The sequence below is a fragment of the Corynebacterium sp. HMSC08A12 genome (assembly GCF_001807485.1).
Classification (GTDB): domain Bacteria; phylum Actinomycetota; class Actinomycetes; order Mycobacteriales; family Mycobacteriaceae; genus Corynebacterium; species Corynebacterium evansiae.
The window spans coordinates 72,089-84,830 of sequence record NZ_KV789190.1 but is presented as its reverse complement, the minus strand read 5'-3'; the positions used below and the strand labels follow the sequence as shown (position 1 = coordinate 84,830).

Genomic DNA, 12,742 nt, shown 5'->3' with positions numbered 1-12,742 from the left:
ATAGAAAAAGAACTCCCCCTCCGTTCCCAGTCCTAAAGACTGGCGGAGGGGGAGTTTCTAGTGAAGTGTGAAGTTTTAGTGCTTCTCCGGCGGCAGGCCGTACTGCAGGTTCAGCATCGTGGTGGCCCAGATCAGCATGACCGCGCCGAAGGCAACCAGCCACAGGTGCCACCAGGCCAGGCCGGCGCCCATCACGACGATGGAGACGGTCATCCAGAAAGGCCAGATGGAGCTTGCGGAGAAGAAGCCCAGCACGCCAGCGCCGTCCTCGATCTCTGCCTCTTCCCAGTCGTCCGGGCCGATGTCGGTCTTGGAGGCGGTCAGGTGGAGGTAACCACCGAGCATGAAGGCCAGCAGGGTGGCCATGACCAGGCCGGTGCCACCAGCCCACTCAACGCCCATCACGTTGCCCGCGTCCTTCACGGAGGAGGTGACGATGAAGTAGAACACCGTGACCACAACGAAGAAGGTACCGAGGCCGTAGAAAAGCTTTGCACCAGAGTTCATTTGCTTATCTCTCTTCCTTAATTAACCTTGCGCTCCGCTTCCTAAGCGGCGTTGCGGTCCTTGTAGTTCTCGTTCGGAGTACGGGTGCCGGTGCGGTCGGACTCGAACGGGTGGGTGGAGGTTGCGTAGCCTTCCTCGCCGATGGCCTTCAGAGCCTCAGAGTTCGGAGCCTCCGGGTTGTCCTTGCGGAACTGGATGTACTGCTCGAACTTCTCCGGGGAGACGACGCGCAGCTCGAAGTTCATCATTGCGTGGTAGGTACCGCACATTTCAGCACAGCGGCCGACGTATGCGCCTTCCTCGTCGATGGACTCAACCTGGAAGCGACGCTCGGAACGGTTCTCGCTCGGGTGCGGGAACACGTCACGCTTGAACAGGAACTCCGGGATCCAGAAGGAGTGGACAACGTCAGCGGAAGCCAGATCGAACTCGATGGCGGTGCCGGACGGAACGACCAGAACCGGGATCTCCTGAGTGGTGCCCACGGTCTCGATCTTGTTGTAGTTCAGGTAGCTGAGGTCATCCTTGGAGTTGCCGTGGATCGGGCCCGGGATCTGGTCGCCGTGCTCGTCCAGGTTCTCCGCAGGCTTCTTGGACTCCTCTGCGCGAGCCTGTGCCTTCTCGTCGACACCCTTGTACTCCTGGCCACCGTTCAGCTCTGCAGCGATCTCCCGGTAGCCGAACTTCCAGTTCCACTGGTAGCCGGTCACGTCGACGACGACCTTCGGATCCTTGTCCAGAGCCGTTGCGCGGTCCTGCGCCTGAACGTTGAAGAAGAAGAGGCCACAGACGATCAGAACCGGCAGGGTGGTCAGAACCAGCTCCAGCGGAACGTTGTAGCCGGTCTGGCGCGGGAACTCGTCCTCGCCGCGCTTCTCAGCCTTCTTGGCGCTAGACCTACCCATGTTCACAAACAGCAGCACCCACATGATGATGCCGATGATCCAGGCGACGACCCAGACCCACACCCACAGGTTGCCCATTTCCTTGGACTCCGGGGTGATGCCCTTCGGCCAGCCCATGCGCAAGAAGTTAAAGAAACCGTTCTCCGGCGGGGCGACAGTACAGCCGGAGAGAACCAGGCCAGCTAGGCCCAGTACACCGGCGAGGCCAATACGGCGAGTCAAACCGTGCTTATTTCGCTGTTCCACGCGAGTTTGCCTTCCTCATTCACACGTCACTTTGCGTTGTAGGCCTTGAGGTCTGCCGCGCGCCTGCAGTTCGCGCGCGATAGATAGACCTACAACCACTTCACTTAAAGAACCTTAGACCATTAACAGGACATTGCCACCATCGCGGAAGCGGAATTTCCCTTTTCGGGGTTGGCAGCTACCCACATTGCCCCCACACGGGTTAGGCGGGAGCCCGCGCAGTGCGTGACTCCCGCCTTTGTGGGGGTTTTGGGGTGTTCTAGAACTTGTTCATCTCGATCACTCCGGCACCACCGATGTTGCGCAGGTTTGCGCGGGCCAGGTCGACCATGCGCCCCACGCCACCCTCGAATACGGTGCGCGTTGCGGAGCGGGAGAAGCCCATCATCATTTCCCAGGTGATGTTCGGCGGCAGGCTCAGCGCATTCGGGTCGGTAACCACGTCCACCAGCACCGGGCCGTCGTAGGCCAGAGCTTCCTTAATACCGCTCTCCACGTCCGCCGGATCCTCGATGCGGATCGCCTTAATTCCGATGGCTTCCGCGATCTTGGCGAAGTTCACGTGCTCGTGGTCGGTTTCGTGCTCGGGCAGGCCGGCGACCATCATCTCCAGCTTCACCATGCCCAGCGAGGAGTTATTAAAGACCACAATGTTGACTGGCAGGTCGTGCAGCTTGGCGGTCAGCAGCTCGCCCATGAGCATCCCCAGGCCGCCGTCGCCGGAGAAGGAGATCACCTGGCGGTCGCGGTCCGCGGCCTGCGCACCCAGCGCCTGCGGCAGCGCGTTGGCCATGGTGCCGTGGCGGAAGGAGCCAATTTCTTCACGCTTGCCGTTCGGCGTGATGTAGCGGGCACCCCAGACGTTGCACATGCCGGTATCGATGGTGAAGATGGCATCCTCGGCGGCCAGGCGGTCGATCGTGTCCGCCACGTATTCCGGGTGGATGGGCTTCGACTTGCCTGCCTTCTTGGTGTAGGCGTCCACCACGTGGTTCAGCGCCCGCGCATGGTTGCGCAGCTGCTTATCCAGGAAGCTGCGGTCGGTCTTCTCCTCGATGTGCGGCAGGATCGTGTCGATCACCGCCCCGACGTCGCCGACCACCGGGTAGTTGATGGTGGTGCGGCGGCCGATGTGGGAGCCGTCGATGTCCACCTGCGCCACGTTGCCGGTCGGCAGGAAGTCTGTGTACGGGAAGTCGGTGCCCAGCAGAATCAGCAGGTCAGCGTCGTACATCGCCTCGCGCGCCGCACCGTAGCCCAGCAGCCCGGACATGCCGACGTCGAACGGGTTGTCGTACTGGATGTGCATCTTGCCGCCGAAGGCGTGGCCGACTGGGGACTTAATCTTCTCTGCGAGCTCGAGCACTTGCTCTCGAGAATTTTTGACGCCCTCACCGCAGAACAAAGTAACGGTCTCGGCATCGTTAATGGCCTTGGCCAGGCGGGCTGCTTCCTCGGCATCCGGGTACAGCACGGGGCGCCCCTTGGCGTACACCGAGTCGATGAAGCCTTCCTCCTCGATTTCCTGGGAGGATACGTCGCCGGGAATGACCAGCACGCTAACGCCGTTGCCGGCCAGCGTGGACTGGATGGCGTGGTGCAGCACCTTTGGCCCCTGTGCTGCGGAGTTCACCATCTCGCAGTAACCGGAGCACTCCTGGAAGATCTGCTCCGGGTGGGTCTCCTGGAAGAACTGGCTGCCGATCTGCACGCTCGGGATGTGGGAGGCAATGGCCAGCACCTTCGCACCGTTGCGGTGGGAATCATAGAGGCCCTGGATCAGGTGGGTATTGCCCGGGCCGCAGGAGGCGGCGCATACGGCCAGTTCGCCGGTGACGAGGGATTCCGCACCGGCGGCGAAGGCCGCGGCTTCCTCGTTGCGCACGTGGATCCATTCAATGGAGGACTGGCGAACCTCGTCGACGATCGGGTTAAGGCTATCGCCCACCAGCCCGAAGATTCGCTTGACGCCCTGCTTCTCTAGAGTCTTTACCAGCTGTGATGCGAAATTTTTTGCCATGGCTCCCAGGCTACGCGGAGCTACGGACCAGCGCATGGATCGCTGTACAGTCTCACAGAAGCGGATCTATGTAATGCACATCACTCAGTCGCTAGATGGCCCGTGTGCTCAATAACTCAGTCTTAAAACGGTCTGCTCCCCGCCGTGGCAACTAGCCCACCTCTACCCCTCCCGCGTAAAGTCAGAACGCATGTGTGGATTGCTTGGAATCATTGCGGCGAACGGCGCCGCGGAAAATTTCGTTGAGGCTGTAGAGGGCGCACTCCCCTGCATGCACCACCGTGGCCCGGACGACAGCGGCACGTGGCACGACCAAGATGTTGTTTTCGGCTTCAACCGACTATCCATCATCGACCTGGAGCACTCGCACCAGCCCCTGCAGTGGGGCCCGGAGGGCGAGGCGGACCGCTACGCGCTGACCTTCAATGGCGAGATCTACAACTACGTCGAGCTGCGCGAGGAGCTCAAGGAAGCTGGCTATACCTTTAATACTGAGGGCGACGGCGAGACCATCGTGGTGGGCTTCCACCACTGGGGCGCCGACGTGGTGAACCACCTGCGCGGCATGTTCGCCTTCGCGGTGTGGGATTCCAAGGAAAAGAAGCTGTTCCTGGCCCGCGATCAGTTCGGCATCAAGCCGATGTACGTCGCCACCACCGAGGCGGGCACCGTCTTCGCCTCGGAGAAGAAGTGCATCCTGTCGATGGCGGAAGAGCTGGGTCTGAACCTGGATCTGGATATCCGCGCCATTGCGCACTACACGGATCTGCAGTACGTCCCGGAGCCGGAGAGCCTGCATAAGCACATTCGCCGCCTGGAATCCGGCAGCTACGGCTTTGTAACCCCCGGCGGGAAGATCGAGGAAACCCGCTGGTTCGAGCCGCGCTTCCCGGTCAAGAAGGTCGCGGCCGGCGACGAGGAAGCCGTGTTCCAGCGCATCGCCGAGGCCCTGGAGGACTCCGTGGCCAAGCACATGCGCGCGGACGTCACGGTCGGTTCCTTCCTCTCCGGCGGCATCGACTCCACCGCCATCGCCGCGCTGGCCAAGCGTCACAACCCGGATCTGCTGACCTTCACCACCGGCTTCGAGCGCGAGGGCTACTCCGAAGTCGACGTGGCCGCGGAGTCTGCCGCCGCCATCGGCGCCGAGCACATCGTTAAGGTAGTCAGCCCGGAGGAGTACGCCGAGGCGATCCCGAAGATCATCTGGTACCTGGACGATCCGGTGGCCGACCCGTCGCTAGTTCCGCTGTACTTCGTGGCACAGGAAGCCCGCAAGCACGTCAAGGTGGTTCTCTCCGGCGAGGGCGCCGACGAGCTCTTCGGTGGCTACACCATTTACAAGGAGCCGCTAAGTCTGGCGCCTTTCGACAAGGTCCCCTCCCCACTGAAGCGCGTGCTGTCCAGCGTGGGCAACGCACTGCCCGAGGGCATGCGCGGTAAGTCCCTGCTGCAGCGCGGCACCATGCCGATGGAGGATCGCTACTACGGCAACGCGCGCTCTTTCAACTACCAGCAGCTGGAGCGCGTGCTGCGCGAGATCCGCCCCGAGTGGGATCACCGCGAGGTCACGGCGCCGATCTACGCGAAGTCCAAGGACATGGACCCGGTCGCCCGCATGCAGCACCTGGATCTGTTCACCTGGATGCGTGGCGACATCCTGGTGAAGGCCGACAAGATCAACATGGCAAACTCCCTGGAACTGCGCGTGCCGTTCCTGGATAAGGTCGTCTTCGACGTGGCGGAAACCCTCCCCCACGAGCTCAAGATCTCCCACGGCACCACCAAGTACGCGCTGCGCAAGGCACTGGAGCGCATCGTTCCCCCGCACGTTCTGCACCGCAAGAAGCTGGGCTTCCCGGTGCCGATGCGCCACTGGCTGGCCGGCGACGAGCTCTACGGCTGGGCCAAGGAGAACATCGAGGCCTCGCAGACCGACCACATCTTCAACAAGGCAGAGGTCCTGAAGATGCTGGACGAGCACCGCGTGGCGATGAATACCGGCTCCGGCCCGGACCACTCCCGCCGACTGTGGACCGTCATCGCATTCATGGTCTGGCACGGCATCTTCGTCGAGGATCGCATCGATCCGCAGATCGACCAGCGCCAGTACCCGGTCAACCTCTAGAGCCCGCCCCTAGAGCCCACGTCTAGAGCCCGCCGCCCCGCTCTAGACGCTAGAGACCCGAAAACGCCCCCGAGGGAATTCATCCCTAGGGGGCGTCACTAACTAAAAGGGCTCAGTTCCGCTCGATCCGCTAGAACTGCGAGAGCCGCTTAGCTGAAGGAATCGCCGCAGGCACAGGAGCCGGAAGCGTTCGGGTTGTCGATGGTGAAGCCCTGAGACTCGATGGTGTCCGCGAAGTCGATCTTCGCACCCATCAGGTACGGGGAGGACATGCGATCCACAACCAGGTTCACACCCTCGTACTCGTCCACCAGATCGCCGTCCAGGGAACGATCATCGAAAAACAGCTGGTAGCGCAGGCCAGCACAACCGCCCGGCTGCACTGCGATGCGCAGGGAAAGATCGTCGCGGCCTTCCTGTGCCAGCAGGGCGCTTGCCTTCTGCTGGGCGGCCTCGGTCAGCTCCACACCGGTGACCTTCTCTGGAGCAGTCATGTTGGTCCTCCTCAATAAATGACCGAATTCTTGAAATGGCTTTGCTCACAAGCTACGCCTCATTGTTCCACAACGCCACTGCCCTCTTGGGTTATTCCCGCGCCAACGATTTTTCTCCGCGTTCCCGCGCCAGCGTTGTTAGTTTTGTTCCCCTGCCCTCCTGCTCTAGCCTGTTACATGTGAAAATGCCATGGAAGAAGCAGGAAACGGTCGCCGACTCAGCCGAGGATCAGGCCTCGCCGCAGGATGCCAATGCGTCGGCTGAGGTAGACAGCGACGCAGACGGTGGCGTCACTAAGGAAAAGAACTCCAAGGCCTTTACCCCGAAGAAGGGCAAGGCCACCCCGAAGCGCAACGAGCAGGAGCGGAAGCACGGCGTGCGCCGCAGCGCCTACACCGCTCCCGCCACCCCGGGCGAGGCGCGCAAGCAGCGCAAGGAGCTCAAGGCCTCCATGTCCAAGGAAGAATACAAGGCCATGAAGCAGCGCAAGAAGGACGAGGCGAACCGCGAGCGGCGCCGCGCCAACCAGCGCATGATGGCCGGCGACGAGGATTACCTCATGGATCGCGACAAGGGCCCGGAGAAGCGCTTCGTCCGCGACTGGATTGATTCCCGCCGCTACATGATGAACTTCTTCCTACCGCTGGCGCTGCTGGTCATCGTCATCATGATCTTCGGCATGTCCAACCCGAACATCGCCAACCTGGCTTCGCTGGTGATGATGGTCGTGTTCCTCATCATGATCGGCGAGGGCATTTGGCTCGGCCGCCGCATTAACCGCGAGGTCAACGAGCGCTTCCCGAACAACCCGCACGGCAAGTTCAGCCTGGGTCTGTATGCGTTCACCCGCGCCACGATGATCCGTCGCCTGCGCACCCCTGCCCCGCAGAAGCAGATCGGCGACAGCGTTTAGACTAAACCCCATGGCTTCTACGACCTCCGCCCCGAACTTCCCGTCTATCGTCCCGCCGGACGAGGCCACGCGCAGTCGAGCCGAGCAGCTCCGCACCACCGCGCCGACGAAGGCCGGCATTCCGGTTGGCTCGCTGGGCAGGCTGGAAGAGGTCGCCACCTGGATCGCCGCCTGCCAGGGTTCCGCCCCCGCCGACGTTTTGAACGCGGCGCGGATGGTTGTGGTTACCGGCGAGCACGGGGTGGCCGAGGCGCACCCGGAGATCTCCGCCCTGCCCGCCGACTTCAATGCCCAGGTGCGTCAGAACTTGGCCGATGCCGCCGCCCCGGTTGTGGATGCCTGCAGGTCGGCACGGGTTTCTCTTTCTATTATTGACGCCACGTTGGGTACCCCCTCCGGTTCCATCGACACCGCGGACGCCTTAAGCCCCGAGGACTATGTAAGGCACCTGCAGCGCGGCATGCGTTTCGCCGACCAGGAGGCGGACAAGGGCACGCAGGTGCTGCTGCTGGGTGATCTGGGGCGTGGGCTGACCACGGTGGCCGCTGCGGTGATCGGCAGCGTGTGCAGCGTGGAGCCGGTGAAAATCATCGGCCGGGGTTCCGGCATCGACGACGAGGCGTGGAAGACGAAGGTGGCGGTGATCCGCGATGCGATGTTCCGCGTGCGCGATGACAAGGCGGTGGCCTCGCGGGTGCTGCAGCAGATCGGCTCGGCCGACCTGGTGGTGATGGCGGGGATTCTGGCGCAGGCGGCGGTGCGCCGCACGCCTGTGATTTTCGACGGCGTAGGCGCCGCCGCGGCAGCGCTGTGCGCGCAGATGCTGGCGCCGGGGGCCGCCGCTTGGTGGCTGGCAGCTTCGGCGGGCACGGAGCCCGCTGCCCTCCCCGCGCTCAATGCGCTGGGCTTAGAGCCGCTGCTGGATTTGCAGCTCGGCACCGGCCAGGGGCTGGGCGCAGTCCTGGCCCTGCCGATGGTGCGTTACGCGGTGGCTGCCTGCTCCACCAGCGTGTAGAGCCAGCCGTGCTTGTCGGCGACGCGGCCGTTCTGGATGCCCGTCAGCTGCTCGCGCAGGCGCATGGTCACCGGGCCGGTCTGGCCGCCGTTGACCTGGAATTCGCCGGACTCGTCCTTCACGGTGCCGACCGGGGTGACGACGGCTGCGGTGCCGCAGGCGAAGGCCTCGGTCATGGCGCCGGACTTCGCGGCTTCCTTCCACTCGTCAGTGGAGATGCGGCGCTCCTCCACCTTGTAGCCCAGGTCGCGCGCCAATTCCAGCAGGGAGAGGCGGGTAACGCCCGGCAGTAGCGAGCCGGAGAGCTCCGGGGTGACTAGCGTGACATTTTCGGCGCCTGCGCCGGCGGCCTCGCCTTCGCCCTCATCCTCGCTGCCGAAGACGAACGCCAGGTTCATGCCGCCCATCTCCTCGATGTACTTGTGCTCGGTTGCGTCCAGCCAGACAACCTGGTCGCAGCCTTCCTTCTCCGCGGAGGCCTGCGCCGCCAGGGAGGCCGCGTAGTTACCGGCGAACTTCGCCGCGCCGGTGCCGCCGGGGGCAGCGCGAGTGTACTCGGTGGACAGCCACACGCTCACCGGGTTGATGCCGCCGGAGAAGTAGGCGCCCGCCGGGGAGGCGATCACGAAGAAGGTGTAGCTGCTGGCCGGGTGCACGCCCAGGCCGACCTCGCGGGAGATCATGAACGGGCGCAGGTACAGGGATTCCTCGCCACCGCCCTGCGGAACCCAGCGCTGGTCGATGTCCACGATCTGGCGCAGGGATTCCAGGAACAGCTCCTCCGGCAGCTCCGGCATGGCCATGCGGGCGGCGGAGTTCTGGAAGCGGCGGGCGTTCTGCTCCGGGCGGAAGGTGACGATCTTGCCACCTTCGCCGCGGTATGCCTTCAGGCCTTCGAAGATGGCCTGGCCGTAGTGGAACACGCTGGATGCCGGGTCCATTTGGATCTGCTGGTAGGGCTCCACGCGGGCGTTGTGCCAGCCCTCTTCTGTGTTCCAGTCGATGGCGACCATGTGGTCGGTGAAGTACTTGCCGAAGCCCGGGGCAGCGAGGATCTCAGCGATCTTGTCGTCGGTCACCGGGTTCTCGGTGCGGGTGACGGTGAACTCCACCTGGGAGCTCTGCTGGGCCTTTGGGGTCTGGGGGTTTGCCTCTGGAGTAGTCATGAGTCCCAGACTACTCTGCCGCTACGAAAAAGTGTGAGGGGGCTAACAATTTCTCGGGGGGGATCACTCCCGCCGGTCTGCCAGCAGGCGAATCTGGGTAGAGTGAAACCAGCAAACAACCATTTCAAAGGAGCAGTCGATTCCCCTATGACCGCCACCAACTCTTCCTCCCCCATCGCCGGCCTGCCATCCCGCGGCTTCGTCCCGCAGATGTCGCTGGTCCACACCGATTCCACGCTCGAGGACAGCGGCACCGTCACCCCGTCGGTCATCGATACGCTGGTCATCCCGGTCTTCGAAGGTGAGGCCGGTCTGGAGCTCACTGGTGCTCCTATTGACGCCCTCACGGCCGAGCAGCAGCTGGAAATGTGGAAGCTGCTTATCTCCGTCGGCGCCAAGGGCACTGCTGGCGAGGTGACGGTGGTCCCCAACCTCTCGGCCGAGCGCCGCAGCGAGGTTGTCTCCACCGGCAACCTGTCCGCCCAGGTGCAGGAATCCACCGTAGAGCCGGAGACTGCCGAGGGGCTTGTCGAGGCCGGCTCTGGATCCACAGGCCCGGAGAAGATTCTGGCAATCGGTATGGGGCCAGCCGATGAGGTGTCTGCGGAGGACGTCCGCGTGGCCGCAGGCGTGGCGTCCCGAAGCATCAAGAAGCCCGAACAACAAGAGGGCCAAGATAAGGGCGAGCCGCGCGGCGCGCGAGTGGTGAGCACCCTGGGCCTGCTGGGCGCAGAGGCCGCCCTGGTCGGCCACGCGCTAGGCGCCTACGAGTACCGCGGGCTGAAGACGGCCGAGCATACGCCGGCGATCGAGTCGATTGAGGTGCTGACCGGCGAGGATCCGGCGGACACTCTGGAGCACGCGCAGGCCACCGTGCGGGCGGTCGCACTGGCACGCGACCTGGTGAACACCCCGTCGAACGTGCTGTACCCGGAAAGCTACGCGGGCATTATCGCGGAGGCTGCACAGCACACGGACGTGACGGTGGAGGTGCTCGACGAGGCCGCTTTGGAGGAGCAGGGCTTCGGCGGAATCCTGGGCGTGGGCCAGGGCTCTGCGCGCGGGCCGCGCCTGGTGCGCCTGGACTACAATCCGGACAAGATCGCCGAGGATTCCCCGCGCGTGGCGCTGGTCGGCAAGGGAATCACCTTCGATACCGGCGGAATTTCCCTGAAGCCGCCGGCGAAGATGTGGAACATGATCTCCGACATGGGTGGCTCCGCGGCCGTCGTCGCAGCGGTGATCGCCGCAGCTGAGCTGAACATTCCGGCGCGCGTGACGGCCACCGTCCCGCTGGCGGAGAACATGCCCGGCGGAGAGGCCACCCGCCCCGGCGACGTGCTGCGCCACTACGGCGGGACCACCACCGAGGTGCTGAACACCGACGCGGAGGGCCGCCTGGTGCTGGCCGATGCCATCGTCCGCGCCTGCGAGGACAACCCGGACTACCTCATCGAGACCGCCACCCTGACGGGCGCGCAGATGGTGGCTTTGGGCGACCGCACGCCGGGCATCATGGGCTCCATGGATTTCCGCGACCGCGTGGCGATGATCTCCCAGCGCGTGGGCGATGCCGGCTGGCCGATGCCGCTGCCCGCGGAGCTGGGCGAGGCGCTGAAGTCGGATGTGGCGGACATTAAGAACATCTCCAGCAACCGCTGGGGTGGCATGTCCGTGGCGGGCCACTACCTGAAGAACTTCGTGGCTGAGGGCGTGCAGTGGGTGCACATTGACGTTGCTGGCCCGGCCTACAACGACGGCGCTGCGTACGGCTACACCCCGAAGCGGGCCACCGGCTCGCCGGTGCGCACGATCATCGCCGCGCTGGAGGATATTGCGCTGAAGGGCTAGGCAGGCCGGGCTGCGCTTGCCCGCGGCTCGCGCTCACCTGCGCGGGGCGGGCCGGGGCTAGGCGCTACTCCCCCTGCTCGGCGCGGCGCTGCTCAAACTGCGCGCGCCGTTCGCGCTGCTCCAGGCGCTTCTTGATCAGCCGATCCCGCTCGATGCGGTCTCGCATGCGCTGCGGGTAGCCGGTCTCCTCCGCGAAATAGAGGGGAATGCCGACCGACTGGGCCACCTTGTCGATGCCCTTCGGCCCGCCGATGCGGCGGCGCGTCCACTCCCCCTCGCTGTCGACCAGCACCACGGACATCTCGTTGACGATGGTTTCCGGCTCCACAAAACCCTCCACACCCTTGCGGGTTCCGGCCCACTGCTGCAGGTAGGCCAGGTCCTTGGGGCGGATGGTCTCCCCCGGCGCACGCGGCGGTCGGGTGGAAGTATTCTTGTTCCGGCCGAAAAGATTAAACACGTTAGCCAATTCTAGTTGACATACCCGGCGGTTCCCCAAAGGTGCGCGGAGGCGGTGAGGGGGGCGTCATGAAAAAGGCACGGAGGTAAAGGGCGAGGGGGCGCTCGGCGGAGCAACGGCAAGGCGCGTAGACTTATGTAGTATTTCAACCAAATAACCACAGCTGATTTCCGTTTAGCTTGAGGAGCTTCAAACACCATGGCGTACTCCGTCGAAATGCCCGAACTGGGCGAGTCCGTAACCGAGGGCACCGTTACTCAGTGGCTGAAGAAGGTCGGAGACAAGGTCTCCGTCGACGAACCGTTGCTGGAGGTATCGACCGACAAGGTTGATACGGAGATCCCGTCCCCCGCAAGTGGTGTGCTGCTGAAGATCATCGCAGAGGAAGACGACACTGTGGACGTCGGCGCCGTCATCGCCGAGATCGGTGAGGAGGGCGAAGAGCCTTCTGGTTCTGACGCCGACAGCTCCAGCGACGACGATTCCAGCGACGCTGCCGAGGAGTCCGGTGAGTCCGGTTCTGCGGAGTCCGAGTCCGGCTCCGATGACTCTGAGTCTGAGTCCTCTGACAACTCTGGCTCCGGTTCCGGCTCTGGTTCCGGCGAGGCCGAGGACGTCACCATGCCGGAGCTGGGCGAGTCCGTCACCGAGGGCACCATCACCCAGTGGCTGAAGAGCGTCGGCGACAAGGTTGAGGTCGACGAACCGCTGCTCGAGGTCTCCACTGACAAGGTCGACACCGAGATCCCCTCCCCGGTCGCCGGCACCCTGGTAGAAATCCTGGCTAACGAGGACGACACGGTCGACGTCGGCGAGGTCATCGCCCGCATCGGCGACGAGGGCGCCGCTGCTTCCGGCTCCTCTGGCTCCGGCTCCGATTCTTCCGAGTCCGATGAGTCCGCTGATTCCTCCGATTCCAGCGAGTCCGAGTCCGACTCCAGCGAGTCTGACTCCTCCGACGACTCTGAGTCCAAGTCCTCTGACAACTCTGGTTCTGGCTCCGCTTCCGGCGAGGCCGAGGACGTCACCATGCCGG

11 protein-coding genes are annotated in these 12,742 nt (G+C 64.0%); 5 read left to right on the top strand and 6 right to left on the bottom strand.

Annotation, left to right across the window (positions count from 1 at the left end):
- Positions 1 to 75: 75 nt before the first annotated feature.
- The 3 genes from HMPREF3166_RS09160 to HMPREF3166_RS09150 form a co-directional block, all read right to left on the bottom strand.
- Positions 76 to 507: an aa3-type cytochrome oxidase subunit IV gene (locus tag HMPREF3166_RS09160; RefSeq protein WP_034986467.1), complete on the bottom strand. Its 432-nt coding sequence runs from the start codon at positions 505 to 507 to the stop codon at positions 76 to 78.
- Between the two features lie 41 nt (positions 508 to 548).
- Positions 549 to 1,658, bottom strand: coding sequence for an aa3-type cytochrome oxidase subunit II (locus HMPREF3166_RS09155; protein ID WP_070488946.1), 1,110 nt, complete (start codon positions 1,656 to 1,658; stop codon positions 549 to 551).
- 259 nt (positions 1,659 to 1,917) lie between these two features.
- On the bottom strand, positions 1,918 to 3,678 hold the full coding sequence (locus HMPREF3166_RS09150; protein WP_070488944.1) for a pyruvate dehydrogenase: 1,761 nt from the start codon (positions 3,676 to 3,678) through the stop codon (positions 1,918 to 1,920).
- Positions 3,679 to 3,868: 190 nt separating this feature from the next.
- Between HMPREF3166_RS09150 and asnB the strand changes: the two genes are divergently transcribed.
- Positions 3,869 to 5,806, top strand: coding sequence for an asparagine synthase (glutamine-hydrolyzing) (asnB, locus tag HMPREF3166_RS09145; protein ID WP_070488941.1), 1,938 nt, complete (start codon positions 3,869 to 3,871; stop codon positions 5,804 to 5,806).
- A gap of 149 nt (positions 5,807 to 5,955) precedes the next feature.
- On the opposite strand, the gene HMPREF3166_RS09140 is transcribed toward asnB, so the two are convergent.
- Complete coding sequence (locus HMPREF3166_RS09140; protein WP_034972061.1) at positions 5,956 to 6,300, bottom strand: HesB/IscA family protein; 345 nt, start codon at positions 6,298 to 6,300, stop codon at positions 5,956 to 5,958.
- 185 nt (positions 6,301 to 6,485) lie between these two features.
- On the opposite strand from HMPREF3166_RS09140, the gene HMPREF3166_RS09135 reads away from it, so the two are divergent.
- Both HMPREF3166_RS09135 and HMPREF3166_RS09130 read left to right on the top strand, forming a co-directional pair.
- Positions 6,486 to 7,214 carry a DUF3043 domain-containing protein gene (locus HMPREF3166_RS09135; RefSeq protein ID WP_049049551.1) on the top strand — a complete coding sequence of 243 codons (729 nt, stop codon included), beginning with the start codon at positions 6,486 to 6,488 and terminating at the stop codon, positions 7,212 to 7,214.
- 10 nt (positions 7,215 to 7,224) lie between these two features.
- Positions 7,225 to 8,229: a nicotinate-nucleotide--dimethylbenzimidazole phosphoribosyltransferase gene (locus HMPREF3166_RS09130; RefSeq protein WP_070488938.1), complete on the top strand. Its 1,005-nt coding sequence runs from the start codon at positions 7,225 to 7,227 to the stop codon at positions 8,227 to 8,229.
- Here HMPREF3166_RS09130 and HMPREF3166_RS09125 read toward each other — a convergent pair.
- Complete coding sequence (locus HMPREF3166_RS09125) at positions 8,196 to 9,395, bottom strand: branched-chain amino acid aminotransferase (RefSeq protein ID WP_070488935.1); 1,200 nt, start codon at positions 9,393 to 9,395, stop codon at positions 8,196 to 8,198. The two genes, HMPREF3166_RS09130 and HMPREF3166_RS09125, sit on opposite strands and share 34 nt — an antisense overlap.
- 147 nt (positions 9,396 to 9,542) lie before the next feature.
- On the opposite strand from HMPREF3166_RS09125, the gene HMPREF3166_RS09120 reads away from it, so the two are divergent.
- Positions 9,543 to 11,246, top strand: a complete 1,704-nt coding sequence (locus HMPREF3166_RS09120) for a leucyl aminopeptidase (protein WP_070488932.1) — start codon at positions 9,543 to 9,545, stop codon at positions 11,244 to 11,246.
- A gap of 64 nt (positions 11,247 to 11,310) precedes the next feature.
- On the opposite strand, the gene HMPREF3166_RS09115 is transcribed toward HMPREF3166_RS09120, so the two are convergent.
- The gene (locus HMPREF3166_RS09115) at positions 11,311 to 11,706 is read right to left on the bottom strand and encodes an oxidoreductase (protein ID WP_070488929.1); all 396 of its coding nucleotides are present in this window, start codon (positions 11,704 to 11,706) and stop codon (positions 11,311 to 11,313) included.
- A 198-nt stretch (positions 11,707 to 11,904) separates the two neighbouring features.
- Here HMPREF3166_RS09115 and HMPREF3166_RS10370 point away from each other — a divergent pair.
- A partial coding sequence (locus tag HMPREF3166_RS10370) for a biotin/lipoyl-containing protein (protein WP_305763952.1) occupies positions 11,905 to 12,742 on the top strand: 838 nt, incomplete at its 3' end.